We start from the raw sequence: 24,017 nt of genomic DNA, 5'->3' as shown, positions 1-24,017 counted from the left end.
AAAGGCGCCTTTTTGCTATGCGTTATTCGTCAGGGTTCGAACCTGCAGCAGGTCGAGTCGACCAGAGGGAGACAGCGTTGCTGAAAGCAATGACCCGAAGGGCGAGGCTTTAGCCGAGTCATCCTGCACGACCCACCAATGTAGAAAGGCGCCCTAAAGGCGCCTTTTTGCTATGCATTATTCGTCAGGGTTCGACCCCTCTCTTTCTTTATGCTGCTACAGCACCTTTTCAGTCTCAGTTGCCGCTTGTCATACCATAAGCTTTCTGTGTCGGCTTAATCTCGCCGTAGCACGGACTCAATTATCGGTACCGATCTCACTGCTTTTTACCGCAACACAATTGCCTGGCCAGCAGTAGACGCTAATCCGATTAAACCACCGCTTTAACGCTTCGCCAGCTTCACAGGCGTCAGGTTTTGCCAGATATGCATCACCGCGTAGCTTCGCCACGGGCGCCATGCTTCTGCCATCTGCTCCGCTTCCCTGGCCGTCACGCCGCCCAGTTTTTTCCTTATCACAATATCTGCCGCCGGAAACGCATCTGGCCAGCGCAAGGCTCGCAACGCAATATAGTGCGCTGTCCAGTCACCAATCCCGGGCAACGCCGTCAACCGGGCTATCATCTCTTCTGGCTGGGCGGCAGAGTCAACCAGCTCTCCTCGCATACTGGCATCTGCCAGCGTCAGCAGCGTGCTGGCGCGTGCACGCACGATGCCCAGACCGGCTATCTCCTCAGGCGTGCTTAGCGCCACCGCAGAAGCTTCTGGTGATAAATGCGTGAGTTCCGGAAAAGGCGTAGCGAAAGCTTCACCAAAAGCGCCAGCAAAACGCCCGCTAAGGGTCGTGGCGGCTTTGACCGTAACCTGCTGCCCTAATACTGCCCGTACCGACATTTCAAAAATGTCGAACGCCCCAGGCACGCGTAAACCTGGATTTTTTTGCAGGCTCGGGCCCAGCAAAGGATGCTGGCCCAGTCGATCGGCAATCGCCGCCGGATGCGCATCAAGATCGAACAGATTTCGTAACCGCCTGATCAAGGCCGACAAAACCGGCGTTAACGAGTGGGTAAACTCAACCTGCAATGAATCTTCTGATTTGGTCACGCGGATCCAGCCTGTGTGCTCGCCAAGACGAACCGTACGCGCATAGCTAACATTGTCCACCGCCTCCACGCCTTTTAACGTTCGCTGGCGTAGAAAATTCAGCAGGGCTTCCCAGTCGAAAGGCGGCCTGTAGTGTAATTGCAGCGTAGAAGTTTCCCGCCTGCCCGAAACAAGGTCCTGCTTGCGCAGGCGGCTAGGCGGCATCCGGTAACGCTTGTTAAACTCGTCGTTAAACCGCCGCAGGCTGTTAAAACCGCTGGCAAGCGCAATGTCGATAACAGATAACGTGGTTTCGGTAAGGAGCTGCTTCGCCAGCAGTAGCCGACGGGTCTGTTTCAGCTCCAGCGGCGAAACGCCAAGCTCTTTATGCACAATACGCCGCAACTGCCGCAGGCTAAGAGAAAAGCGAGCAGCAAGCGTTTCCAGACTGGCATTCTCTTCCAGCACCCCATCAGCGATATATTCAAGCAGGCTATCCGCAATGCGGCGGCTGCTGTCTACGGGGGCATTTCCCGGTGCCAGCTCGGGGCGACAGCGCAGGCAAGGACGAAAATGCGCTTTTTCAGCAGCGGCGGCGCTGTCAAAAAATAAACAGTTTTTTGCCAGCGGCGCTTTCACCGGGCAAACCGGACGACAGTAAATGCCCGTTGAAATCACGCCTACGTAGAAAACGCCGTCAAAACGACCGTCGCGTGAAGTAAGCGCGCTATACGCAACCTGTGCATCAATCATTATCTCTTCCTGCCAGCTCTCTTTCAGGCAGATTAAGCGGCTTTCCACCCGCGTGCCAGCCATTTTCGGACAGGTTACTATTTCACTCCGGTGACCGAAAACGGCTGGCGTGCGCAAAGATATCGCGGATAATAAACGCCTCAATCCACAGGAAAGGGAGCCGAAAGATGAACTATTTTTTTAAACTCATGCCGTCGCCGGTGGGCATATTAAAACTGATCGCCAGCGACAAAGGCCTTGCCGCTATCCTGTGGGAAAACGAGGATCCAAAACGCTATCGGCTTCCGGCCTTGCTGGCAGAAGGCTCACATCCTGTCCTGCTGGAAACCGAATGCCAGTTGACGGAATATTTTGCCGGGCAGCGCAGGCAGTTTACCGTTGCGCTGGATTTTGTAGGCACGGAATTCCAGAAAAAGGTTTGGGCGGCGCTGGTGGCTATTCCTTTTGGCGAAACCCGCAGCTACGGGGAAATTGCTCGCGCCATCGGCAATCCTGCCGCTGTCCGTGCGGTCGGTGCGGCTAACGGCAAAAACCCTATCTCTATTATTGCCCCGTGCCATCGGGTTATTGGCGCTAACGGCAAGCTGACCGGCTTTGCTGGCGGTCTACAGGCCAAAGCTTTTTTATTAAAAATAGAAACGACCGATAACTTTCAGCTAAGTTAATGCAGTAAAAAAGTCAGCGACAGCGGCGAAAGATTCGGCTATCTTGTTTAGCATACAAAACAAACCGGGCGGAATAACGCGAGCAAAACGTTATAACCGCCACTCTGGTTAAGTTGATAAAACGAGAGCCGCGTGATGAGCCTGATGTTCGATCCCGAAACCGCTATCTATCCTTTTCCTCCCAAGCCCGCCCGTCTGACGCCCGATGAAAAGCAGTTTTACCGCGATAAAATCAAACGGCTGCTGAAAGAGCGCGATGCCGTAATGGTGGCGCATTACTATACCGACCCGGAAATTCAGGCGCTGGCGGAAGAAACCGGCGGCTGCGTGGCGGACTCGCTGGAAATGGCGCGTTTCGGCAGTCAGCATCAGGCTTCTACGCTACTGGTCGCCGGCGTTCGTTTTATGGGTGAAACGGCCAAAATCCTTAGCCCTGAAAAAACCATTCTGATGCCGACGCTTCAGGCGGAATGTTCGCTGGATCTGGGCTGTCCGATTGATGAATTTACCCGTTTTTGCGATGCGCATCCTGACCGTACCGTGGTGGTTTACGCTAACACTTCTGCGGCGGTGAAAGCGCGAGCCGACTGGGTTGTTACCTCCAGTATTGCCGTTGAGCTGATTGAACACCTGGATAGCCTGGGTGAAAAAATTATCTGGGCACCTGACAAGCATCTTGGCCGCTATGTTACGCGCCAGACAGGGGCAGATATCCTGTGTTGGCAAGGTGCCTGCATTGTGCATGACGAGTTCAAAACCCAGGCCCTTATGCGGATGAAGGCGCTCTATCCGGACGCCGCGGTTCTGGTTCATCCGGAATCGCCGCAGGCCATTGTCGATCTGGCGGACGCGGTCGGCTCAACCAGCCAGCTGATTAAGGCGGCCAGAACGCTGCCGCAGCAGCAGATGATTGTCGCCACCGATCGCGGCATTTTTTATAAAATGCAGCAGGCCTGTCCGGATAAAGAGCTGCTGGAAGCGCCAACGGCGGGCGAGGGGGCAACCTGTCGCACCTGCGCGCACTGTCCGTGGATGGCGATGAATGGCTTACAGGCTATTGCGCAAGGCCTGGAGTATGGCGGCAGCGAACATGAAATTCATGTTGATGCGGCGCTGCGTGAAGCCGCGTTGCTGCCGTTGAATCGTATGCTAACCTTTGCTGCAACGCTATAACCTCTGATTTCAGGAACAAGGTGCCAACATGGATTTTTTCAGCACGCAAAATATTCTGGTTCATATTCCTCTGGGCACGGGCGGCTACGATCTTTCGTGGATAGAAGCGATCGGCACGCTGGCCGGTCTGCTTTGCATCTGGCTCGCCAGCCGGGAAAAAAACATCAACTATGCTTTTGGCCTGATTAACGTCACGCTGTTTGCCGTGATATTTTTTCAGATCCAGCTTTACGCCAGCCTGTTGCTCCAGCTGTTTTTCTTTGCCGCCAACGTTTACGGCTGGTATGCATGGACCCGCCAGACCACGGAGAATCAGCAGGCGCTGCAAATCCGCTGGCTGGGCCTGCGTAAAACGCTGGTCTGGCTGGTAGTAAGCGTTGTGGCGATTGCGCTAATGACGCGCTATATCAACCCGGTATTTGCATGGCTAACGGAGATCGCCGTAAAGCTGATGCAGGGAATGGGACTGGCGGTAACCATGCCGCAGCTACAGCCGGACGCGTTTCCGTTCTGGGATTCATCTATGCTGGTGCTTTCTGTCGTGGCAATGATTCTGATGACGCGTAAATACGTAGAAAACTGGCTGCTGTGGGTGGTGATTGATGTGATTAGCGTAATGATATTTGCCCGTCAGGGCGTCTACGCGATGTCGCTGGAATATGCCATCCTGACGCTGATTGCGCTGAACGGCTCGTGGTTGTGGATAAAAAGCGCCCGTCGGACGGGCGCTATGGCAAGTTAATGATGATGGTGGGCGTGAGCGGGGTCATGTTCATGCCCGCTTTTTCCCCAGGCAAGCTCGCAGTCGCCGTCTTCACAACTCTGATACTCCATCTGCACCGTGGCATGTTCAATCTGGTAATGTTCATGCAGATAGTCATGGATGCGGTGCAGCAGCGCATCGTGATCGTAAGGCGGGATCACCTGGACATGCAGCGTAATAACGGGTTTTTCTCCGACCAGCCATAAATGCACGTGATGCACGTTACGCACCTCGGCGATGCCCTGCGTCAGCTTTCTTTTAAGCTTTTCTACGTCCATTTGCGGCGGCGTACCTTCCAGAAGCTCGTGGAAGCTCTCTTTCATCAATACCCACGCGCTGCGCAGCACTAATACCGCAACCAAAATCGACAGCAGTGGATCGACAGGTGTCCAGCCGGTAAACATAATGATCAGCGCGGCGGCAATCGCGCCGACGGAACCCAGCAAATCACCCATGACGTGCAGCGCAGCGGCGCGCACGTTAATATTTTTTTCTTCACTCCCGTGATGCAGTAGCCAGAACGACAGCAAATTAGCCAGTAAGCCCGCTACGGCGATACCCAGCATATAGCCGCTCGCTACCGGCTCTGGCTGCATAAAGCGGCGTACCGCTTCCCAGACAATCAGCGCCGTAATCACCATCAGAGCCAGCGCGTTGACGAAAGCGGCGAGCGTGGTAAGCCTTAACAAGCCAAAAGAGTGGCGGGCATTAGGTTTGCGGCTGGCAAACTGAACGGCCAATAAGGCCATCAGCAGCGCCGCCGCATCGGTAAGCATGTGGCCAGCATCCGCCAGCAGCGCCAGCGAGCCGGAAACGATGCCGCCAATAACTTCGGCCACCATAAAAACGACGGTAACTAAAAAAGCCGCCAACAGACGGTTGCGGTTTCCGCCGCTATGAGAATGCGAGTGCGCCATAAATATCCATTTTTCTAATAAACCAGCTTAATCATATCAATAAATTATGCGCCCGCGGCTATTCTCCGGCGAGCTTTTTAGCGCAGGCTTTTCTCTTTTTCAGACTGTTTGCCAGCAGGGAAGGCAAACCAATAAAAAAGGAGAGCCGTAGCTCTCCTCAGAATTCAGCGCACTTGCTTACTGCGTAGTGCCGTCAGTTTTGGTGTCTGCGCCTGGGCCAACTTTTTCATTGATATTCGGGCATTTGCCATCTTTACACTGGGTGTTTTTATCAATTTCATTTGCCGTCATTTTTTTCTTGGCGTGATGCTTCGTGGTCTTATGTTTGGTTGGCGTCGTTGCATCACCGGTATTGTTGATCTGGCTGTTATCAACGTGGTTAGGGGCCAGGTTTTGTTTGGCACCACCCGCAACCGCGCCAGCATCGGCGGCCTGGTTTGACGTGCCGTTACCGGCGATAGCCGCAGCGCTACCCAAAGACATTGCTGCTGTCAGGATTACAATTGCAAACTTTTTCATCATCTTACTCCATTAATTTTTGGCATATTGGCGAACCAAACCCTGCTTAAAAAGCGGTTTGCATAAAAAGGGTGGAGAGAAACTCTCCTTTCGCATGGATTGCCATCGTAAAGCGGGCGATCTCTATACGTTTTTATAAATGTTAAGCATTAAAAGTGTAGTAAAAAGTGTCAAAACAGCAACTCGCGCTGATAATAATTTGCGCAAAGTTGATTTACAGCCTTACCCGCACGCGATAGATTGGTTGCGATGCGCCTGGTGTGCAGTACGGCTTAGTAAATATCTGGAAATATTATGAATTATCAGAACGATGACTTAAGAATTAAAGAGATAAAAGAACTTTTACCGCCTGTTGCGTTACTTGAAAAATTCCCTGCCACGGAAACGGCGGCAAAGACCGTTGCCGTTGCCCGTCAGGCAATCCATAACATCCTGCAAAAAACGGACGATCGCCTGCTGGTGGTGATTGGGCCATGCTCCATTCACGATACCACTGCCGCAACCGACTATGCCGCCCGCCTGCTGAAGCTGCGCGAAGAGCTGAGCGACTCGCTGGAAGTGGTGATGCGCGTTTATTTTGAAAAACCGCGTACCACCGTGGGCTGGAAAGGGCTGATTAACGATCCGCATATGGACAACAGCTATCAGATCAACGATGGTCTGCGTATCGCGCGCAAGCTGCTGCTTGATATTAACGATACTGGCCTGCCGGCGGCGGGTGAGTTTCTGGATATGATTACGCCACAGTACGTGGCCGATCTGATGAGCTGGGGCGCAATCGGCGCACGTACCACGGAATCGCAGGTGCACCGCGAGCTTTCTTCCGGCCTTTCGTGCCCGGTGGGATTCAAAAACGGTACGGACGGCACGATTAAAGTGGCTATCGACGCGATTAACGCGGCCAGCGCGCCACACTGCTTCCTGTCGGTAACCAAGTATGGTCATTCCGCCATCGTAGAAACCAGCGGCAATGGCGACTGCCATATTATTCTGCGCGGTGGCAAAGAGCCTAACTACAGTGCTGAGCACGTGAAAGCGGTGAAAGAGGGCCTGCAGAAAGCAGGGCTGGAGCCGCAAATCATGATCGACTTCAGCCATGCCAACAGCAGCAAGCAGTTTAAAAAGCAGCTAACGGTGGCGGATGACGTGGCGCAGCAGATTGCTGGCGGTGACAAGGCGATTATCGGCGTAATGATTGAAAGCCATCTGGTGGAAGGTAACCAGAGTCTGGAAAGCGGCGAACCGCTGGTTTACGGCAAAAGCGTGACCGACGCCTGTATCGGCTGGGAAGACACGGAAACCGTGCTGCGCCAGCTGGCCGATGCGGTGAAAGCGCGTCGCAGCTAGCACCTGCTTTACCTGAAAAAAATCCGCCTTTCGGCGGATTTTCTTTTCGGGTCAAAAAGCCTGTACGGCCTTTTCACCGGCACAACAGCTTTATTACTTCGCTTTACCCTGGTTTGCCACGGCCGCCGCTTTAGCAGCGATTTCGTCGGCATCACCCAGATAGTAGTGTTTGATTGGCTTGAAGTTTTCGTCAAACTCATACACCAGCGGCACGCCAGTCGGGATGTTCAGCTCAAGAATCTCTTCTTCGCTCATATTATCCAGATATTTCACCAGCGCGCGCAGCGAGTTGCCGTGAGCAGCGATGATCACTTTCTCGCCTTTCTTCATGCGCGGCAGGATGGACTCATTCCAGTATGGCAGCACGCGGTCGATGGTCAGCGCCAGGCTTTCGGTCGTTGGCAGCTGCTCGGCGGTCAGGGAAGCATAACGCGGGTCGTGGCCAGGGAAACGCTCATCGGCGCGATCCAGCTCCGGCGGCGTTACCGCAAAGCCGCGACGCCACTGCTTAACCTGCTCGTCGCCATATTTCTGCGCGGTTTCCGCTTTATCCAGACCCTGCAGCGCGCCGTAGTGACGCTCGTTCAGACGCCAGGATTTTTCAACCGGCAGCCAGACCTGATCCACTTCGTCAAGAATGTTCCACAGCGTGTGGATGGCACGTTTCAGCACGGAGGTATAAGCGAAATCGAAGGTGAAACCCTCTTTTTTCAGCAGCTGACCCGCTGCTTTCGCTTCGGTACGCCCTTTATCGGAAAGATCAACATCGTACCATCCGGTAAAGCGGTTTTCGTTGTTCCACTGGCTTTCGCCGTGACGTACCAGAACCAGCTTAGTTACAGCCATAGCTTAACTCCTTAATAATCTGACGTTTCTAAGATAATGATAAAGCGAAAATTGCCGACGCAATTCTAACTGGCCATTACCATAGCGGAAATCTTCATCGCAGGTAAGCCCGCGGCCTACGCGATGCACGTTTTTCATGCGTTTAATCAAACTGCCGTCAGGCGGTAGCGCGTCACGGACTGATACGATTCACCTGGCTGTAGCCAGCAGTCGGGCTGCGGCCATTCGGCATGATTAGGCGAGTCGGGCAGAAACTCGCTTTCCAGCGCTATACCCTGAAAGGCAGTATAGACGCCCTGTTCCCGAGCCGGTGTGCCTTCCAGATAATTACCTGAATAGAGCTGTAGCGCGGGTGCGGTGGTAAAGACGCTAAGCTTTAACCTGCCGTCGGCCGACCACAGCTCGGCGTTGGGAGCATCCCTGTCGGTGCTGTTCAGCAAGAAGGCGTGATCGTAGCCTTTAACCGCCCGCTGATCGCTATCCAGCAGGAAGTCGCGCGCCACGCTTTTCGCTTCTCTGAAATCGAACCCCGTATCGGTTACGTCGGTAAGCTCGCTGTTGGGGATGCCTTCACTGTCGACCGGCAAATAGTAGTCGGCATGCAAACGCAGTCGATGATGGCGCGCGTCGGCATGCTCCGCATCCAGGTTGAAATAGGCGTGATTGGTCAGGTTGACCGGACAGGCTTTATCCACCGTTGCGTGATAATGAATAGAGAGCGTGTTGTCATCTTCCAGACGGTAGAGCAGCGTCACGGTCAGATTACCCGGATAGCCCTGGTCGCCATCGGGCGAATGAAGTTGATACTCGACCTCCTGGCAGGCCTGGCGCACGATCTGCCAGCGACGACTGTTAAACCCGTCCGGGCCGCCGTGAAGCTGGTGGCTGCCCTGATTGGCCACCAGCTGCCAGCTTTCGCCCTGGTGACTGATAGTCGCACTGGCGATGCGGTTGGCATAGCGTCCTACCGTCGCGCCAAGGTAAGCGGTCTGATTAAGATAGTCAGAAGGCGTGGCGCAGCCCAGCAACGCCTCGCGCACGCTGCCATCCTTCATCGGAACGCGAGCGGAAAGCCAGGTTGCGCCCCAGTCCATAAAAGTGACGACCATTCCGCCCGCGTTGCGCAGCGTGGTGATACGCCACGGCTGGCCGTCAGGCGCGTGGGCTTTGTCGGTCAGCATTGGCTTGCACCCTCAGAAGCTTTGCAAACGTAAAAGGTTTCTTTGATGCCGGACTGCGCTTCATACTGTTGTGCAACCGCTGCCTTCACGCTATCGACCAGGTCCAGCGGCATCAGCGCTACCACGCAGCCGCCAAAGCCGCCGCCGGTCATGCGCACGCCGCCGCGCTCGCCAAGGGTGGTTTTCACAATGTCGACCAGGGTGTCGATTGGCTTCACGGTAATTTCGAAGTCGTCGCGCATAGAGGCGTGCGACTCCGCCATCAGCATCGCCATGCGCGCCAGGTCGCCTTTCGCCAGCGCGTCGGCGGCTTCCAGCGTGCGGGCATTTTCCGTCAGGACGTGACGCACGCGTTTGGCTACCAGCGGCTCCAGCTCGTGCTCCATCGCAGCAAACTGCGCCAGCTCAACGTCGCGCAACGAGGTTTTACCAAAGAATTTTGCGCCCGCTTCACACTGCTGACGACGGGTATTGTATTCGCTGCCTACCAGGTTACGACGAAAGTTAGAGTTGATAATCACTACGGCGATATCTTCCGGCATCGGCACCGGACGCGTCCCCAGCGTACGGCAGTCAAGCAGCATAGCGTGATCTTTCTCACCCAGCGCTGAAATCAGCTGGTCCATGATGCCGCAGTTACAGCCGACAAACTGGTTTTCCGCTTCCTGGCCGTTAACGGCAATTTGCGCGCCGTCCAGCGGCAGATCGTACAGATGGCGGAACACGGTACCGACAGCCACTTCCAGCGAAGCGGAAGAGCTCAGACCCGCACCCTGCGGCACGTCGCCTGCAATTACCATATCCACGCCGCCAAAGTCGCCGTTGCGCTTTTGCAGGTGTTTTACCACGCCGCGCACGTAGTTTGACCACATCTGCGTGTCATGCGGAACAATCTCCTCATCCAGCGAGAAAATGTCTTCCTGATTTTCATAATCGGCGGCGATGACGCGCACTTTGCGGTCGTCGCGCTTTGCGCAGGCGATCACGGTCTGATAGTCGATAGCGCAGGGCAGCACAAAGCCATCGTTATAATCGGTATGCTCGCCGATCAGGTTAACGCGGCCCGGGGCCTGAATCATCTGCGGGGCGGCATAGCCAAATTTTTCACTGAAAATCTGTTGGGTCAGGGCTTTTAAAGTCATGGTTATGCTCCGGTCTCGCGGAAATGAATATCGCTAACGGCACGCAGACGCTCGGCAGCCTGCTCCGCTGTTAAATCACGTTGGGTTTCGGCCAGCATTTCGTAACCGACCATAAATTTGCGTACCGTCGCGGAACGCAGCAGCGGCGGATAAAAATGGGCGTGCAGCTGCCAGTGCTCGTTGGCATCGTCGTTAAAAGGCGCGCCGTGCCAGCCCATCGAATAGGGGAAAGAGCACTGGAACAGATTGTCATAGCGGCTGGTTAGCTTCTTCAGCGCCACGGCCAGATCGCTGCGCTGCTCGTCCGTTAAGTCCGTCAGGCGTTTAACGTGCGCTTTTGGCAGCAGCAGCGTTTCAAACGGCCAGGCCGCCCACCACGGCACCACGGCCAGCCAGTGTTCGGTCTCAACCACGGTACGGCTACCGTCGTTCAGCTCGCGACGCGTGTAATCCACCAGCATCGGCGACTGGTGTTTTGCAAAATAGGCACGCTGTAAATCGTCCTCGCGCTTAGCTTCGTTAGGCAGAAAACTGTTGGCCCAGACCTGACCATGCGGATGCGGATTAGAGCAGCCCATCGCTGCGCCTTTGTTCTCAAAAACCTGCACCCAGGGATAGTGCTGGCCCAGGTCTGCGGTCTGTTCCTGCCAGGTACGCACAACGTCTTCCAGTGCGGTGACGGAAAGCTCCGGCAGCGTTTTGCTGTGGTCCGGCGAGAAGCAGATGACGCGGCTGGTGCCGCGCGCGCTTTCACAGCGCATTAGCAGATCGTCGCTTTCCGGCGCGTCCGGCGTATTGGTCATCAGCGCGGCGAAGTCGTTGGTAAACACATAGGTGCTGCTGTAGTCCGGATTTTTATCGCCGGTGATGCGTGTATTACCCGCACACAGGAAACAGTCCGGATCGTGCGCGGGCAGCTTCTCGTGGGAAGGCGTTTCCTGCGCGCCCTGCCATGGGCGTTTGGCGCGATGCGGAGAAACCAGAATCCACTGGTCAGAAAGCGGGTTGTAACGGCGATGAGGGTGATCGACCGGATTGAATTTTTGCATGTTAAGTCCTGATAAAACCGGGTAAGGGCAAGCCTGTAAGAAAAATAGCACAGCGCAGCGCAATAAAGCGTGATCGAGTGTGAATAAATGGAATCGTTTACACAAGATGAAAATTCCTGAAAGTCAGGCTTTATGGCTGGAAAATCCATAGCGGCCCGGCCTTTATCGCCTTCCTGTGGTAGCGGTTACACCTGATATCAGCAGGTTATTTACGCTGTTGAAATATGAAAGAAAAAGGGATTTTCAGAATAATCGGTCTGTGCTGGTAGCGTTTGCCCATTGATGGAGCAAACTTGGTACCAGCAAGCCCTGGCCACCTGCGAGCAAGATTGTGCTCCAAAAGGAGACCGGAACGCATAAGAGGCACGCTGGTGCCTCAATCGGCGAGGTAACGGAATAAAAAATCCCTCCGGTTAAACCTGAGGGATAAAAAATTAAAACTCGCGCTTCACGATAATATATCCGTTATATCTCACGCCGCACTCGTAATCATTAGCTATAGCGGAAACTAAAAATATATTTTCCTGACCTGTTTTATTCCGGATGGAAAACTTTATGATTAAATTTTCCGGGTGGCTTTCGCTATAAATATTCATGTAATCTTTAACTGAAAGCCATTTATCCGGATTGGCTCTATATCTTTCCAGCGCATAATGTCTGGCCAGCGCTTCGCTTACGGGTTCATTATATAATAATTCGGTGCGGATTTTTTCTTTATCAATGCTGTTTGGATCTACTCCCATATTGTTGAACATATCATCCATTAGCGCAATACCTGTGCTGGACAGGGGGGATTTACAGTTATTATCCTTAACCTGTGTGGCAGAGCAGTTGATGCTTAATGATATAAAAAACAAAATGACATATTTCATATTACTATTACTTCCTTGTCCAGACTGTTCCATATAAGATTACGAAAATCCCTGTCGAGAATGATACAGCCATTTGAAGCCGTGCCGGGATTCTTTCTACTCTCGCCATGAATCAGAAAACCATCCCGGCCACACATGCTATTATCCGGATACGGCTTTAATCTTAGCGTAAATGGCCCTGCTTTTCGATGCGTGAACGGAACACCAACAATCCTGTATCTCCCTCTGGGCAGCGGGCCTCTGTTTCTCAAACATTCATAATCAGGGTTGTTTTTATAGCCTGGTGCTCCCGCATATCTGGCTTGAAATTTTAATTTGCCGTTAAGATAGAAGTTCTTGCTCGTTACGTTGTAAGTCCATGCCATAATTTTATATCCTTTTTTAAATACACACTGTCCTTTGAGCCTGCGCATATAGCATCTAACAGGATCTGTTAAAATTCCAGTGGAGAGCGCCCGGAAATAAATCAAGTATGATCTGCATCAGACAAAAGTTGACTTTATCTATAACTGGCGTACTTTCACTATAGTTTAGGGGGCGTGCGTATATAAACTAATAAATTTTCAGACTGTTCTTTGATTTTAGGTTCTGAATATAGCCGCGAAAGCTAATATTATTAGACTGGTTATAATGCCGAGGGTTACCCTGATTTTTTTGCTATAAATATCATTTCTTACTTTTGAAAAAAGGCAAAAGGTGCCGGAAAACCGGCACCTTTTATCGCTGGCGGGCGTGATAAGTTACAGGGCGTCCAGCTGATAGCGATAATTTTCGCCTTCCGGGACAAAGGTCAGGCGATGGGTAATACACTGCGGCGCGTCTTCAGCATGATGCGAAACAAACAGCAGCTGCGTTGCGCCTTCGCCAATCAGCACATCAACAAAGCGGCGCACCAGCTGACGATTAATGGAATCCAGACCCTGTAAGGGTTCATCCAGAATCAGCAGGGCAGGATGCTTAACCAGCGCGCGGGCAATCAGCACCAGCCGCTGCTGTCCCCAGGAAAGGCTGTGAAAAGGCGCATCCGCTACCGCGCTCATCCCTAATACCTGCAGCCACTGGCGGGCCAGGCTCTGCTGGCGATCGGAAACGGCCTGGTAGATGCCGATAGAATCAAAATAGCCGGAAAGGATGACGTTGCGCACGCTGCTGCTGACGCGGTAATCCAGATGCAGGCTGCTGCTGACGTAGCCAATGTGCTGCTTGATATCCCAGATGGTCTCGCCGCTGCCGCGACGGCGGCCAAACAGCGTTAGATCGTTGCTGTAGCCCTGAGGGTGATCGCCCGTCACCAGGCTAAGCAGCGTTGATTTCCCCGCGCCGTTTGGGCCAACAATTTGCCAGTGCTCGCCAGGATTTACCGTCCAGTCAAGATGGTTAAGAATGGCCCGATCGTTATAGGAGACGACGCCGTCACGCAGTACAATCAGCGGCGCTCCGGCAGGCAGGGTATGCTTTGCCGAAGCGTCGTCCGCTTCCGGCAGCGTCATCCCCTGTAAGTTTTCGCTGTGCGCCAGCTGTGCAACCAGCGCTTCGGCAAGAATCGCTTCCCGAGGCCCAACGTGCGTTAGCTCGCATTCCGCCAGCACGCCAACCTGCTCAACAAAATCGGGAATATCGTCAAAGCGATTCAGCACCAGCACTACTGTGTAGCCCTGCTGGTGCAGCTGCGCCAGCACCTGAGCCAGGTTGGCGCGCGAAGCCACATCCAGCCCGTCAAAAGGCTCGTCAAGCACCAGCAAATCGGGTTCAGCCATCAGTGCCTGGCACAACAGGGCTTTACGCGTCTCACCTGTCGACAGATATTTAAAGCGGCGATCCAGCAAAGCCGTAATGCCGAAAAGCTCGGCCAGACGCTGGCAGCGGGCCGCGTCGTGGATCTCCTCCTGAACGATCTCAGCCGTGGTACGTCCCGTATCTTCTTCGTCAGGACTCAGCATATCCGTATTGTTGCGCTGCCATTCTTCCGAGACCAGCTTTTGCAGCTGCTCCAGGGAAAGACGGGCAGGGCGGACGAACTGGTTGACCAGCGTTCCTTTCGCGGCGGTTAGCTCGCCAGCCAGCGCGCGCGCCAGAGAAGATTTGCCGCTGCCGTTTGCGCCAACGAATGCCCAACTGGCGCCTGCCTGGATGGTCAGTTCGTTCAGTAACAGCGTACGGGCCGCGCTAAGATGAAACGTGCCTTGCGAAATTTGCAACGTAGACATTGTTTATTCCATTTTATGCATTGTACCTGTCACTATTAATCGCCAGCGGCGGCCCTGTCAAACATGACTGACGCTTTCAGAGCAGCGTGGCGATAATTACCCGATCGGCATTAAAATGTGCTGTCACCACGATGCCGGGCTGGAGTTTTTGTTCCTCTGCGCGCTGGTTGGGCAGCGTGGCGCAAAGTACCTCACCGCCGGGCAGAGTAACCAGCGCTTCGCTGTGGGTTTCGCCTTTTACCAGTTCGCTGAGCGTACCGCTGAGCTGGTTATCCGCAGCGGAGGCAGCCTGAGTGACGTCTATCCAGGGAGCTTTGATCAACACCAACACTTCCTTGCCGGTGGTCAGTTCCAGACGGTTAGCGCTCTGTTCCGTTAACGCTGCTTTGATACGCGTTGCGCCATCTGCCAGCAGTACCTCGACGTGCTGCTGCACGGTCTGAGCATCGCGCTGGACAATCGTTCCGAACAGCTGATTACGGGCGCTGGTTTGCAGCGAAAAGCGGGCGATGGCGCCTAATAAACTGCCCAGCGGCACGTCATCCTGCAACACGTCAAACGCCTTTTGCTGAATCTGTTCCATCAGGGCATAGAGCTGGATCAGCCTCTCACCATAGGCGGTAACCTGTGCGCCGCCACCGCCTTTGCCGCCTGTTGCGCGCTCTACCAGCGTTCTGTCGGCCAGCTGATTCATTTCGTTAATCGCATCCCAGGCGCTTTTATAGCTGATGCCCGCCATTTTCGCGCCCTGGCTAATCGACCCGGTCAGGCCAATTTGCTTAAGTAGCTCAATACGACGGGGATCGGCAAACAGCCGCTGTTGCAGCTTTAAAATTAAGGAAAGTTCAGCCTGCATAAATGCTCCTGCAAAAAAGGGATAGCTAAATTGTACACGCTTGTGCGCCCGTAACGTAAAAACCGCGAAAACGCACAAAAGGTCAGTGCACTTTTTTGTTCCATGGATACAATAGTTTCTTTTATTCAATAAGGAAGAACGCCATGCTGGAATTACTGATTGGACTTGGGGAAGCAATCCTCATGGTACCCGTGGTGATGGCGATTATTCTTGGGCTGATCTACGGCCTGGGCGAAGTGTTTAACGTCATTTCTACTCTTGGTCACCGCAAAGACCAGCCAGCGAAAGATCGTCGCTAAAACCCCTTCCTGTACGCCCGGTTTTCGCCGGGCGTATTTTTTTGCGAGCCGTCTCAACTTCTGCCTTTTTTTGCCGATAAAGATCATGACACTGCCTGGTAAAACGTTATAGTGACTGCTTTATAACGATACCTCGGGGAAGATTATGTCTGTGAAATTACGCCAGTTATTTATCGGTGCCGTCGTGACGGCCGGCCTTGCAGGCCACGCGGTAGCGGCAGAAAACATCACCGTTTTTGCTGCGGCCAGCCTGACCAATGCGCTACAGGATATCGCCAGCACTTATCAGCAAGGTAAAGAGGTGAAGATCGTCTCTTCATTCGCTTCTTCTTCTACGCTGGCCCGACAAATTGAGCAGGGCGCGCCTGCCGATCTGTTTATCTCTGCCGATCAGCAGTGGATGGACTACGCCGCCCAGAAAAAAACCATTGATGAAGCCAGCCGCTATACGCTGTTGGGCAACGATCTGGTGCTGATCGCGCCAAAAGAAGCTAAGGCGCAGCAGGTTGATATTTCTAAAACTACCGACTGGAAAAGCCTGCTGAAGGGCCAGCGTCTTTCGGTAGGCGATCCGGACCACGTTCCGGCCGGTATCTATGCCAAAGAGGCGTTGCAGAAGCTGGGTGCCTGGGAGACGGTCGAGCCGGTGCTGGCGCGCGGCAACAGCGTTCGTGCCGCGCTGGCGCTGGTGGAGCGTAACGAAACGCCTTACGGTATCGTTTATGGCTCCGATGCGATGGCCAGCCAGAAAGTAACGAAGGTTGGCGTTTTCCCGGCTGACAGCCACAAACCCGTGGAATATCCGATGGCGATGCTGAAAGGCCATGCCTCCGCCAGCGTGACCGCGTTCTACAATTACTTAAAAGGGCCGCAAGCTGCGGCCGTGTTTAAACACTACGGATTTACGCCTCTGTGATATTAAGCGATCCCGAATGGCAGGCGGTTATCCTGAGCCTGAAAGTTTCCAGCGTGGCGGTGCTGTTCAGCCTGCCGTTCGGTATCCTCATGGCCTGGATTCTGGTGCGCTGCCGTTTTCCCGGTAAAACCCTGCTCGATAGCCTGATCCACCTGCCGCTGGTGCTGCCGCCGGTGGTCGTCGGCTACCTGCTGCTGATCGGTTTTGGCCGTCGCGGCTTTATCGGGCAGTATCTGTATGACTGGTTCGGCTTCACCTTTGCCTTTAGCTGGCGCGGTGCGGCGCTGGCCTCGGCGGTCATCGCTTTTCCGCTGATGGTCAGGGCGATTCGCCTTGCGCTGGAAAGCGTCGACAGCAGGCTGGAGCTGGCGGCCCGCACGCTGGGTGCAGGGCGCTGGCGGGTTTTCTTTACCATTACTCTGCCGCTGACGCTGCCCGGCATTATTGCCGGTACGGTGCTGGCCTTTGCCCGCTCGCTGGGCGAATTTGGCGCGACCATCACCTTTGTCTCCAATATCCCTGGTGAAACGCGCACCATTCCTTCCGCCATGTATACGCTGATTGAAACGCCGGGCGCGGAAAACGCGGCGGCCAGACTCTGCCTGATTGCCATAGCGCTGGCGCTTTGTTCGCTATGGCTATCGGAGTGGCTGGCGCGCTGGGGCCGGAAAAGGTTGGGGGGCGCATGCTAGAACTCAATTTCAGTCAGCGTCTGGGCGAGGCGACCTTACAGGTTAACGCGCAGCTGCCCGCAAAAGGGATCACGGCTATCTTTGGCGTTTCCGGGGCTGGAAAAACCTCGCTGATTAACGCTATCGGCGGCCTGACCACGCCGCAGGAAGGCCGCATTCTGCTCAATGACCGTCTGCTGTTTGATGCGGAGTCGGGCCTGAATCTGCCGCCCGAAAAGCGGCGCATCGGCTATGTTTTTCAGGATGCGCGGCTATTCCCACACTATCGTGTAAAAGGCAATCTTACCTATGGCATGGCGAAAAGCATGCGCTCACAGTTTGACGCTCTGGTCGCGCTTTTAGGCATTGAACAACTGCTGGATCGCTTTCCTTTCTCGCTTTCCGGCGGTGAAAAACAGCGGGTGGCGATTGGTCGCGCCTTGCTTAGCGCGCCGGAAATCTTGCTGATGGACGAGCCGCTGGCCTCGTTGGATCTGCCGCGCAAGCGCGAGCTGCTGCCGTATCTGCAAAAGCTGGCAAAGCAGATTGATATCCCCATCCTGTACGTCAGCCACAGCCTGGAAGAGATTGTCCAGCTGGCCGATAACGTGCTGGTGCTGGATAAGGGCGAAGTGAAAGCGCTGGGCACGCTGGAGAAAGTCTGGGCCAGCAGCACCATGCGTCCGTGGCTACCGCGTGCCGAGCAGAGCAGCGTGCTGCGTGTTCAGATTCTGGAGCAGCATCCGCATTACGCGATGACCGCGCTGTCGCTGGGCGACCAGCATATCTGGGTTGACCGGATTAACGCGCCGCTGAAGACGCCGTTGCGTATTCGCCTTCAGGCAGCCGACGTGTCGCTGGTCCTGCAGCCGCCGCTCAACAGCAGCATTCGCAACGTCATTCCGGCGCAGGTCAGCGAGCTGCTGGATATTGATAACCACGTCGAGGTAAAGCTGCTGGTGGGGCAAAGCGAGCTGTGGGCGCGCATAACGCCCTGGGCCCGCGACGAGCTGATGATTAAACCGGGCATGTGGCTTTATGCCCAGATTAAAAGCGTAGCGATTGCTACTTAGGCCGTGCTGATAGCTTTAAAGCTGACTCTGACCGTGCTGATAGCGGCTAAAGCCGACTACAGAATTTCCCGGTAAATCGTTTCGCTGATGCCGGGTTCAAGATTGGTGCCGATAACACGGTGTGCACGAGCCTTAATCGCGTCGTCGGCATTACCCATCGCCACGCCCAACCCGACATTTTCCAGCATGCTCAGGTCGTTATAGTTATCGCCAAAAGCCAGCACGTCGCTCATCTGCAAACCTTCAGATGCAACCCATTCCGCCAGCCGTTTGCCTTTGCTGTTGCCCGCTTTGGCGATATCCACCTGATCATGCCATGACCATTCACAGGCCAGGCCCAGCTCTTTTTCGACGCCGTCGGCGAACTGCTGTAAAGCGTGGGTATCGGAATGAGACAGGGCAAACTTCCAGATGGATTGCGCTTCTTGCGCCGCTTTCGCCAGGCTTGGCACTTTAGTAAACACCGGGCGCTGATGTTCCGGCAGTGACAGTCCCCAGTTAATAGTGCGGGTGACGTGGCCGGTTTCGGTCTGGTAAAGCATGGCGTTATCGACATACAGCAGGCCGTGGATCGCGGCTTCATCCAGCATCTCAATTACCCGCAGCGCTTGCTCTGGCGGCAGCGGATCGGCTGCCAACACCTTTTTTGCTTGATAATCATACAAATAGGTGCCATTACAGCAGATTGCAGGTGTATCCAGCGCCAGCGCCTGATAAAAAGGATGGATGGCAACGTGATGGCGGCCGGTGACGATAATCACTTTTACGCCAGCCTGTCGGGCTTTTTGCAGCGCTTCCAGCGAGGCGGGAAGAATCGTTTTACGTGGCGTAAGCAGCGTGCCGTCCAGGTCCAAAGCAATAACGCGATAACTCATAAACAGTTCCAACGATAATCAACACGAATTTTCGAGTCTACACCTTGTGACGAGGTTAACAAAATTGCCTGGCAAAAATCCGCCAGCATAGCCGGGAAAAACACGCTACGCTGAAGCAAAACAGATCGCCAGGAAAAAAGGAGCATTCATGAAACAGGTCGTTTACACCGCCAGCCCCGAAAGCGGGCAAATCCACGTCTTTCAGCTCGAGCAACAGGGCGCGCTAACGCTGTTGCAGGTTGTCGATCTGCCAGGTCAGGTTCAGCCGATGGTGGTCAGTCCAGACAAAGCCTTTTTGTATGTCGGCATTCGTCCTGACTTCCGCGTTATCGCTTTCCACATCGACAGCGAAGGCAAGCTGACCAAAGCGGGAGAAGCACCACTGCCTGGCAGCCCGACGCATATTTCCACCGATCGCCAGGGCCGCTTTATTTTCACCGGCTCTTACAACGACGCCTGCGTCAGCGTAACGCCACTTGATGCAGAAGGTCTGCCGGGCGAACCGCTACAGGTGATTAAAGGCCTGGACGGCTGCCATTCCGCCAATATCGATCTGCGTAACGACACGCTGTTTGTTCCGGCGCTGAAGCAGGATCGCATTTGCCTGTTCGATCTGCAGGAAGATGGTCAGCTGACGCCGCACGCCCAGCCGCAGGTTAATACTGTGGAAGGCGCTGGCCCGCGCCATATGGTGTTCCATCCCAATCAGCAATACGCCTACTGCGTTAACGAGCTGGACAGCACCGTAGACGTCTGGCAGCTCAATAATGCCCATGGCGAAGTGGAACGCGTACAGAGCCTGGATATGATGCCAGCAGGCTTCAGCGACACGCGCTGGGCGGCAGATATTCGCTTAACGCCGGATGGCCGTCACATTTACAGCTGCGATCGTACGGCCAGCATCCTGACCGTGTTCAGCGTCAGTGAAGACGGTGGTTTGCTGACTGTCGAAGGCCATCAGCCGACGGAAACGCAGCCGCGCGGTTTTAACATTGACGCCAGCGGTCAGTATCTGATTGCGGCAGGACAGAAGTCGCACCATATCGAAGTCTATAAAATTACTGCGGAAAGGGGACTGCTGCAGCCGCTGGCTCGCTATGCGGTTGGGCAAGGCCCGATGTGGGTGACGATAGCGGAAATTTAAACCGAGACAGGCGACAGAATTGCCGCCTGTTTTAATCAGCTGTAAATAGCGGTGATGGAAGCGCTCGCCAGCTGGTGAAAATGCACGTTAAAGCCCAGCATCGCGCCGCTGGCCTGCTCGTCCACTTCCAGTTTCTCTACGTCCAGTGCGTAAACGGTAAAGATATAGCGATGGCTTTCGCCTTTTGGCGGTGCCGCGCCACCATAGCCCGCCTTACCAAAGTCGGTACGGGTTTGCACTGCGCCCGAAGGCAGATCGGCGATGCCGGAACCTGCGCCCTGCGGCAGCACGCGCGTATCAGCGGACAGATTTGCCACGCCCCAGTGCCACCAGCCGGAACCGGTTGGCGCATCGGGATCGAAACAGGTCACCACAAAGCTTTTAGTGCCGGGCGGCACATCATCCCAGGCCAGATGCGGGGACAGATTATCGCCGCCGTAGCCCATACCGTTAAAAACCTGCCGCTCTGGCAGTTTGTCGCCGTCGTGAAAATCCTGGCTAAAGAGTTTCATTTCCCCTCCTGGTTTATTGATGAAGCAGTTTCAGCAGCTCCTCGGCTGCGGCTGCGGAGGATGCGGGATTCTGGCCGGTTACCAGATGACCGTCGGTGATGGCATAGCTGCCCCAGTCATCGGTTTTTTCATACTCCGCGCCCAGCGTTTTCAACGCATCCTCGACCAGGAAAGGTACCACATTCGTCAGGCCAACGGCGTCTTCTTCACTGTTGCTGAAACCGGTAACTCGTTTACCAGCCACCAGCGGCGTACCGTCCGGCTTCTTAGCCTGCTTTAACACGCCCGGCGCGTGGCACACGGCGCCCACCGGCTTACCGTTGGCGTAGAAACTCTCAATCAGTTCGATGCTGTGCTGGTTTTCGGCCAGATCCCATAAAGGGCCGTGTCCGCCAGGATAAAACACCGCGTCAAACGTGCTGCTGTCGATATCGGCCAGCTGTTGCGTATTGGCCAGCGCCTGCTGAGCGGCAATATCTTTGCGAAAGCGTTCGGTATCGGCAGTTTGCGCATCGGGCTCGTCGCTGACGGGATCGAGTGGCGGCTGTCCGCCTGCGGGCGAAGCCAGCACGACGTTCGCGCCGGCATCGCGGAAAACGTAATAAGGCGCAGCGAACTCTTCCAGCCAGAAGCCGGTTTTTTTACCGGTGTCGCCAAGCTGGTCATGTGAGGTCAGCACCATTAAAATTTTCATCTTACACTCCTGATGGTTTGTCACCGGCTACGCGAATCAGCACCTTGCCGAAGTTTTTGCCTTCCAGCATGCCGATAAAGGTTTCCGGCGCGTTATCCAGGCCGTCTATCACATCTTCGCGGAATACAAAGCGGTCTTCGGCTACCCACTGGCTCATCTGCTGGAAAAACTCTTCGAAGCGGTGGCCGTAGTCCTGAGTAATGATAAAACCTTCGACGCGCAGGCGTTTGCGCAGGATCGCACCCTGGAACTGCGGCAGGCGGTCGGGGCCGCTGGGCGTATCGGTGCTGTTGTAATCGGCGATTAATCCACAGACCGGAATACGTCCCTTAGTGTTCATCAACGGCAGGACGGCCTCAAACACCGGGCCGCCAACGCTTTCAAAATAGACGTCGATACCATCGCGACAGTAGCGCTTCAGTGATTCCGCCAGATCGCCAGAGCGGTGGTCCAGGCAGCGGTCAAAGCCCAGCACCTCTTCGGCATAGCGGCATTTCTCTTCGCCACCGGCGATGCCAACCACGTAGCAGCCTTTCAGCTTAGCGATCTGACCGACCATCGATCCCACCGCGCCGGTAGCCGCCCCGACCACCACGGTTTCGCCAGGCTGAGGATTACCGATATCCAGCAGGCCCATATAGGCAGTAAAGCCGGTCATTCCCAGCATGCCCAGCGCCCATGACGGATGCTTCAGTACCGGGCCGCTGAGTTTAAAGAGGTCTTTTCCGTCGGACAGGGCAAAATCCTGCCAGCCGCTCTGGCTGACTACCCAGTCGCCCGGCTGATAATCTTCATGGTTAGACTTTTCAACAACGGCAACGGTGCCCGCGCCCATCACATCATTCACGGCGACGGGCGGGACATAGGAGGGCGCGTCGCTCATACGACCGCGCATATAGGGGTCCAGCGATAGCCAGACGGTCCGCAGCAAAATTTGGCCTTTCCCTGGCTCGGGTACGTGCTGCGACTCCAGACGGAAGTTAGCTTCGGTTGGCGCACCGTGCGGGCGTGAAGCCAGTACGATACGGCGGTTTGTCTGTTTGTCTTGCGGCATAGTTCTTTCTCCTTAACGAGGTACAACTTGTAAGAAGCGTAGTGCATGCGCGTCTCTCTCGCCTGGTCGACTGTGCCATGCCGCTCAAGGCTCAATCCAGAAAAAGGCCGGGCTGCTGCACCGCTTCGGCTATTGCATCCGTCAGCTTTTTAAGCGCCTGCGGCTGAATAATATAGGGCGGCATCAGATAAATAAGTTTGCCGAAAGGCCGGATCCAGACGCCGCGCTCGACGAAAAAGCGCTGAAGCGCGGCCATATTGACCGGACGACGGGTTTCAATCACGCCAATGGCACCCAGCACGCGGGCATCGGCAACTTCAGGCTGCGCTTTTAGCGGTAACAGCCCGGCGCGCAGCTGTGTTTCAATCGCGCTGACCTGCTGCTGCCACTGATTTTCCTGCAGCATGGCCAGGCTTTCGCTGGCGACGGCGCAGGCCAGCGGATTGCCCATAAACGTTGGGCCATGCATAAAGCAGCCCGCCTCGCCGTTGCTGATGGTGTTGGCCACTTCGCGCGTGGTCAGCGTGGCGGAAAGCGTCATTGTGCCGCCGGTCAGCGCCTTACCAACGCATAAGATATCCGGCGCGATGCCGGCATGGTCGCAGGCGAAAAGCTTGCCGGTGCGGCCAAAACCTGTCGCGATCTCATCCGCGATCAGCAGCACATTGTGACTATCGCACAGCTCTCGCACCGCTTGCAGATAGCGCGGATGGTAAAAACGCATCCCGCCCGCGCCCTGGACAATGGGTTCCAGAATGACCGCCGCCAGCTCATGCGCATGCTGCGTAAGCAACCGCGCAAAATCAGCGATATCGTTTTCCTGCCACTCATCGTCAAAACCGCAGGCGGGCGCGGCGGCAAACAGATGATTCGGCAAATAGCCCTGATAAAGCGAATGCATAGAGTTTTGCGGATCGCACACCGACATGGCGGCAAAAGTGTCACCGTGATAACCGTTACGCAGCGTCAGAAAGCGCTGACGCTTTTCGCCGCGCGCCTGCCAGTATTGCAGTGCCATTTTCATCGACACTTCAACGGCCACCGAGCCAGAATCCGCCAGGAAAACGCACTCCAGGCCCTGCGGCGTCATCTCTACCAGACGGCGACAAAGCGCCACGGCCGACGGATGCGTAATGCCGCCAAACATCACGTGCGACATCTGCGCAATCTGCGCGTGCATCGCCTGGTTCAGGCGCGGATGGTTGTAGCCGTGGATCGCCGCCCACCATGATGACATACCGTCCGTCAGTTCCCGGCCATCATCCAGTTTTAGCGTGGTCTCGAACGCGGCCACCACCGGATAGACCGGCAGCGGTTTGCTCATGGAAGTGTAGGGATGCCAGATATGGTCACGGTCGAAGGCGAGATCGTTGGGCGTCATAAAATACTTGTAAACCAAAATTAAAA

The 24,017-nt window shown here is 55.0% G+C and carries 25 protein-coding genes and 1 other RNA gene; 10 read left to right on the top strand and 16 right to left on the bottom strand.

Features of this window, described 5'->3' with window-relative positions:
- The first annotated feature begins 14 nt into the window (after positions 1 to 14).
- Positions 15 to 138: non-coding RNA, RtT sRNA (locus tag ACMGGR_RS14755), on the top strand.
- A gap of 245 nt (positions 139 to 383) precedes the next feature.
- On the opposite strand, the gene ACMGGR_RS14750 is transcribed toward ACMGGR_RS14755, so the two are convergent.
- Entirely contained in the window at positions 384 to 1,835 is a 1,452-nt protein-coding gene (locus ACMGGR_RS14750; protein ID WP_414148974.1) for an AlkA N-terminal domain-containing protein, read from the bottom strand.
- Between the two features lie 167 nt (positions 1,836 to 2,002).
- Between ACMGGR_RS14750 and ACMGGR_RS14745 the strand changes: the two genes are divergently transcribed.
- From ACMGGR_RS14745 to pnuC, 3 genes are all read left to right on the top strand, one after another.
- Positions 2,003 to 2,500, top strand: coding sequence for a methylated-DNA--[protein]-cysteine S-methyltransferase (locus ACMGGR_RS14745; protein WP_414147221.1), 498 nt, complete (start codon positions 2,003 to 2,005; stop codon positions 2,498 to 2,500).
- 132 nt (positions 2,501 to 2,632) lie between these two features.
- Positions 2,633 to 3,673, top strand: a complete 1,041-nt coding sequence (gene nadA, locus ACMGGR_RS14740; RefSeq protein ID WP_246760367.1) for a quinolinate synthase NadA — start codon at positions 2,633 to 2,635, stop codon at positions 3,671 to 3,673.
- A 28-nt stretch (positions 3,674 to 3,701) separates the two neighbouring features.
- A complete protein-coding gene (gene pnuC, locus ACMGGR_RS14735) occupies positions 3,702 to 4,415 on the top strand; it encodes a nicotinamide riboside transporter PnuC (RefSeq protein WP_414147220.1) in 714 nt (237 codons plus the stop codon).
- Here pnuC and zitB read toward each other — a convergent pair.
- Positions 4,412 to 5,353, bottom strand: a complete 942-nt coding sequence (gene zitB / locus ACMGGR_RS14730) for a CDF family zinc transporter ZitB (protein WP_246760369.1) — start codon at positions 5,351 to 5,353, stop codon at positions 4,412 to 4,414. The two genes, pnuC and zitB, sit on opposite strands and share 4 nt — an antisense overlap.
- Before the next feature lie 177 nt (positions 5,354 to 5,530).
- Entirely contained in the window at positions 5,531 to 5,875 is a 345-nt protein-coding gene (locus tag ACMGGR_RS14725) for a YbgS-like family protein (protein WP_246760370.1), read from the bottom strand.
- 291 nt (positions 5,876 to 6,166) lie between these two features.
- On the opposite strand from ACMGGR_RS14725, the gene aroG reads away from it, so the two are divergent.
- The gene (aroG, locus tag ACMGGR_RS14720; protein ID WP_414147219.1) at positions 6,167 to 7,219 is read left to right on the top strand and encodes a 3-deoxy-7-phosphoheptulonate synthase AroG; all 1,053 of its coding nucleotides are present in this window, start codon (positions 6,167 to 6,169) and stop codon (positions 7,217 to 7,219) included.
- Between the two features lie 93 nt (positions 7,220 to 7,312).
- Here aroG and gpmA read toward each other — a convergent pair whose 3' ends face one another.
- From gpmA to modE, 8 genes are all read right to left on the bottom strand, one after another.
- On the bottom strand, positions 7,313 to 8,065 hold the full coding sequence (gene gpmA, locus ACMGGR_RS14715; RefSeq protein WP_246760372.1) for a 2,3-diphosphoglycerate-dependent phosphoglycerate mutase: 753 nt from the start codon (positions 8,063 to 8,065) through the stop codon (positions 7,313 to 7,315).
- 146 nt (positions 8,066 to 8,211) lie between these two features.
- On the bottom strand, positions 8,212 to 9,246 hold the full coding sequence (gene galM / locus ACMGGR_RS14710; protein ID WP_414147218.1) for a galactose-1-epimerase: 1,035 nt from the start codon (positions 9,244 to 9,246) through the stop codon (positions 8,212 to 8,214).
- The gene (galK, locus tag ACMGGR_RS14705; protein ID WP_414147217.1) at positions 9,240 to 10,388 is read right to left on the bottom strand and encodes a galactokinase; all 1,149 of its coding nucleotides are present in this window, start codon (positions 10,386 to 10,388) and stop codon (positions 9,240 to 9,242) included. Before galK ends, galM begins: the two co-directional genes overlap by 7 nt.
- Before the next feature lie 2 nt (positions 10,389 to 10,390).
- Positions 10,391 to 11,437, bottom strand: a complete 1,047-nt coding sequence (galT, locus tag ACMGGR_RS14700; RefSeq protein WP_414147216.1) for a galactose-1-phosphate uridylyltransferase — start codon at positions 11,435 to 11,437, stop codon at positions 10,391 to 10,393.
- Positions 11,438 to 11,871: 434 nt separating this feature from the next.
- The gene (locus ACMGGR_RS14695) at positions 11,872 to 12,309 is read right to left on the bottom strand and encodes a hypothetical protein (protein WP_414147215.1); all 438 of its coding nucleotides are present in this window, start codon (positions 12,307 to 12,309) and stop codon (positions 11,872 to 11,874) included.
- Positions 12,306 to 12,674, bottom strand: coding sequence for a tlde1 domain-containing protein (locus ACMGGR_RS14690; RefSeq protein WP_414147214.1), 369 nt, complete (start codon positions 12,672 to 12,674; stop codon positions 12,306 to 12,308). The genes ACMGGR_RS14695 and ACMGGR_RS14690 overlap by 4 nt, the downstream gene beginning before the upstream one ends.
- 375 nt (positions 12,675 to 13,049) lie before the next feature.
- Positions 13,050 to 14,516, bottom strand: a complete 1,467-nt coding sequence (modF, locus tag ACMGGR_RS14685; protein WP_414147213.1) for a molybdate ABC transporter ATP-binding protein ModF — start codon at positions 14,514 to 14,516, stop codon at positions 13,050 to 13,052.
- Between the two features lie 76 nt (positions 14,517 to 14,592).
- Positions 14,593 to 15,372 (bottom strand): molybdenum-dependent transcriptional regulator, encoded by a 780-nt coding sequence (modE, locus tag ACMGGR_RS14680; RefSeq protein WP_414147212.1) that lies wholly within the window; start codon positions 15,370 to 15,372, stop codon positions 14,593 to 14,595.
- Positions 15,373 to 15,515: 143 nt separating this feature from the next.
- On the opposite strand from modE, the gene ACMGGR_RS14675 reads away from it, so the two are divergent.
- The 4 genes from ACMGGR_RS14675 to modC all read left to right on the top strand — a co-directional run bounded on the left by ACMGGR_RS14675 (position 15,516) and on the right by modC (position 18,331).
- Positions 15,516 to 15,671, top strand: coding sequence for an AcrZ family multidrug efflux pump-associated protein (locus ACMGGR_RS14675; RefSeq protein ID WP_246760380.1), 156 nt, complete (start codon positions 15,516 to 15,518; stop codon positions 15,669 to 15,671).
- A 145-nt stretch (positions 15,672 to 15,816) separates the two neighbouring features.
- Positions 15,817 to 16,587 (top strand): molybdate ABC transporter substrate-binding protein, encoded by a 771-nt coding sequence (gene modA / locus ACMGGR_RS14670; RefSeq protein WP_414147211.1) that lies wholly within the window; start codon positions 15,817 to 15,819, stop codon positions 16,585 to 16,587.
- Positions 16,584 to 17,279, top strand: a complete 696-nt coding sequence (modB, locus tag ACMGGR_RS14665; RefSeq protein ID WP_414147210.1) for a molybdate ABC transporter permease subunit — start codon at positions 16,584 to 16,586, stop codon at positions 17,277 to 17,279. The genes modA and modB overlap by 4 nt, the downstream gene beginning before the upstream one ends.
- Complete coding sequence (gene modC / locus ACMGGR_RS14660; RefSeq protein ID WP_414148973.1) at positions 17,273 to 18,331, top strand: molybdenum ABC transporter ATP-binding protein ModC; 1,059 nt, start codon at positions 17,273 to 17,275, stop codon at positions 18,329 to 18,331. The genes modB and modC overlap by 7 nt, the downstream gene beginning before the upstream one ends.
- Before the next feature lie 56 nt (positions 18,332 to 18,387).
- On the opposite strand, the gene ACMGGR_RS14655 is transcribed toward modC, so the two are convergent.
- The gene (locus ACMGGR_RS14655; RefSeq protein WP_414147209.1) at positions 18,388 to 19,206 is read right to left on the bottom strand and encodes a pyridoxal phosphatase; all 819 of its coding nucleotides are present in this window, start codon (positions 19,204 to 19,206) and stop codon (positions 18,388 to 18,390) included.
- A 148-nt stretch (positions 19,207 to 19,354) separates the two neighbouring features.
- Between ACMGGR_RS14655 and pgl the strand changes: the two genes are divergently transcribed.
- The gene (gene pgl / locus ACMGGR_RS14650) at positions 19,355 to 20,350 is read left to right on the top strand and encodes a 6-phosphogluconolactonase (RefSeq protein WP_414147208.1); all 996 of its coding nucleotides are present in this window, start codon (positions 19,355 to 19,357) and stop codon (positions 20,348 to 20,350) included.
- Between the two features lie 35 nt (positions 20,351 to 20,385).
- Here the strand turns inward: pgl and ACMGGR_RS14645 are convergent, their stop codons facing one another.
- The 4 genes from ACMGGR_RS14645 to bioA all read right to left on the bottom strand — a co-directional run bounded on the left by ACMGGR_RS14645 (position 20,386) and on the right by bioA (position 23,991).
- Positions 20,386 to 20,862 carry a kinase inhibitor gene (locus ACMGGR_RS14645; protein ID WP_414147207.1) on the bottom strand — a complete coding sequence of 159 codons (477 nt, stop codon included), beginning with the start codon at positions 20,860 to 20,862 and terminating at the stop codon, positions 20,386 to 20,388.
- Positions 20,863 to 20,875: 13 nt separating this feature from the next.
- Positions 20,876 to 21,556 carry a type 1 glutamine amidotransferase domain-containing protein gene (locus tag ACMGGR_RS14640; RefSeq protein WP_246760386.1) on the bottom strand — a complete coding sequence of 227 codons (681 nt, stop codon included), beginning with the start codon at positions 21,554 to 21,556 and terminating at the stop codon, positions 20,876 to 20,878.
- 1 nt (position 21,557) lies between these two features.
- A complete protein-coding gene (locus tag ACMGGR_RS14635) occupies positions 21,558 to 22,610 on the bottom strand; it encodes an NADP-dependent oxidoreductase (RefSeq protein ID WP_246760387.1) in 1,053 nt (350 codons plus the stop codon).
- 91 nt (positions 22,611 to 22,701) lie between these two features.
- On the bottom strand, positions 22,702 to 23,991 hold the full coding sequence (gene bioA, locus ACMGGR_RS14630) for an adenosylmethionine--8-amino-7-oxononanoate transaminase (protein ID WP_414147206.1): 1,290 nt from the start codon (positions 23,989 to 23,991) through the stop codon (positions 22,702 to 22,704).
- Between the last annotated feature and the right edge of the window lie 26 nt (positions 23,992 to 24,017).

The sequence above is a fragment of the Erwinia sp. BNK-24-b genome, from assembly GCF_047456155.1.
GTDB lineage: Bacteria > Pseudomonadota > Gammaproteobacteria > Enterobacterales > Enterobacteriaceae > Erwinia > Erwinia phyllosphaerae.
This window is presented reverse-complemented; position numbering and strand designations above follow the sequence as displayed.

Coding starts and splice junctions, on each gene's coding strand:
- ACMGGR_RS14675 (WP_246760380.1), top strand. CDS start 15,516: ATGCTGGAATTACTGATTGGACTTGGGGAAGCAATCCTCATGGTACCC.
- ACMGGR_RS14655 (WP_414147209.1), bottom strand. CDS start 19,206: ATGAGTTATCGCGTTATTGCTTTGGACCTGGACGGCACGCTGCTTACG.
- pgl (WP_414147208.1), top strand. CDS start 19,355: ATGAAACAGGTCGTTTACACCGCCAGCCCCGAAAGCGGGCAAATCCAC.
- gpmA (WP_246760372.1), bottom strand. CDS start 8,065: ATGGCTGTAACTAAGCTGGTTCTGGTACGTCACGGCGAAAGCCAGTGG.
- bioA (WP_414147206.1), bottom strand. CDS start 23,991: ATGACGCCCAACGATCTCGCCTTCGACCGTGACCATATCTGGCATCCC.
- ACMGGR_RS14725 (WP_246760370.1), bottom strand. CDS start 5,875: ATGATGAAAAAGTTTGCAATTGTAATCCTGACAGCAGCAATGTCTTTG.
- ACMGGR_RS14695 (WP_414147215.1), bottom strand. CDS start 12,309: ATGAAATATGTCATTTTGTTTTTTATATCATTAAGCATCAACTGCTCT.
- modE (WP_414147212.1), bottom strand. CDS start 15,372: ATGCAGGCTGAACTTTCCTTAATTTTAAAGCTGCAACAGCGGCTGTTT.
- ACMGGR_RS14640 (WP_246760386.1), bottom strand. CDS start 21,556: ATGAAAATTTTAATGGTGCTGACCTCACATGACCAGCTTGGCGACACC.
- ACMGGR_RS14645 (WP_414147207.1), bottom strand. CDS start 20,862: ATGAAACTCTTTAGCCAGGATTTTCACGACGGCGACAAACTGCCAGAG.
- modF (WP_414147213.1), bottom strand. CDS start 14,516: ATGTCTACGTTGCAAATTTCGCAAGGCACGTTTCATCTTAGCGCGGCC.
- galK (WP_414147217.1), bottom strand. CDS start 10,388: ATGACTTTAAAAGCCCTGACCCAACAGATTTTCAGTGAAAAATTTGGC.
- galT (WP_414147216.1), bottom strand. CDS start 11,437: ATGCAAAAATTCAATCCGGTCGATCACCCTCATCGCCGTTACAACCCG.
- zitB (WP_246760369.1), bottom strand. CDS start 5,353: ATGGCGCACTCGCATTCTCATAGCGGCGGAAACCGCAACCGTCTGTTG.
- modC (WP_414148973.1), top strand. CDS start 17,273: ATGCTAGAACTCAATTTCAGTCAGCGTCTGGGCGAGGCGACCTTACAG.
- ACMGGR_RS14690 (WP_414147214.1), bottom strand. CDS start 12,674: ATGGCATGGACTTACAACGTAACGAGCAAGAACTTCTATCTTAACGGC.
- ACMGGR_RS14635 (WP_246760387.1), bottom strand. CDS start 22,610: ATGCCGCAAGACAAACAGACAAACCGCCGTATCGTACTGGCTTCACGC.
- pnuC (WP_414147220.1), top strand. CDS start 3,702: ATGGATTTTTTCAGCACGCAAAATATTCTGGTTCATATTCCTCTGGGC.
- galM (WP_414147218.1), bottom strand. CDS start 9,246: ATGCTGACCGACAAAGCCCACGCGCCTGACGGCCAGCCGTGGCGTATC.
- ACMGGR_RS14750 (WP_414148974.1), bottom strand. CDS start 1,835: ATGATTGATGCACAGGTTGCGTATAGCGCGCTTACTTCACGCGACGGT.
- modA (WP_414147211.1), top strand. CDS start 15,817: ATGTCTGTGAAATTACGCCAGTTATTTATCGGTGCCGTCGTGACGGCC.
- aroG (WP_414147219.1), top strand. CDS start 6,167: ATGAATTATCAGAACGATGACTTAAGAATTAAAGAGATAAAAGAACTT.
- ACMGGR_RS14745 (WP_414147221.1), top strand. CDS start 2,003: ATGAACTATTTTTTTAAACTCATGCCGTCGCCGGTGGGCATATTAAAA.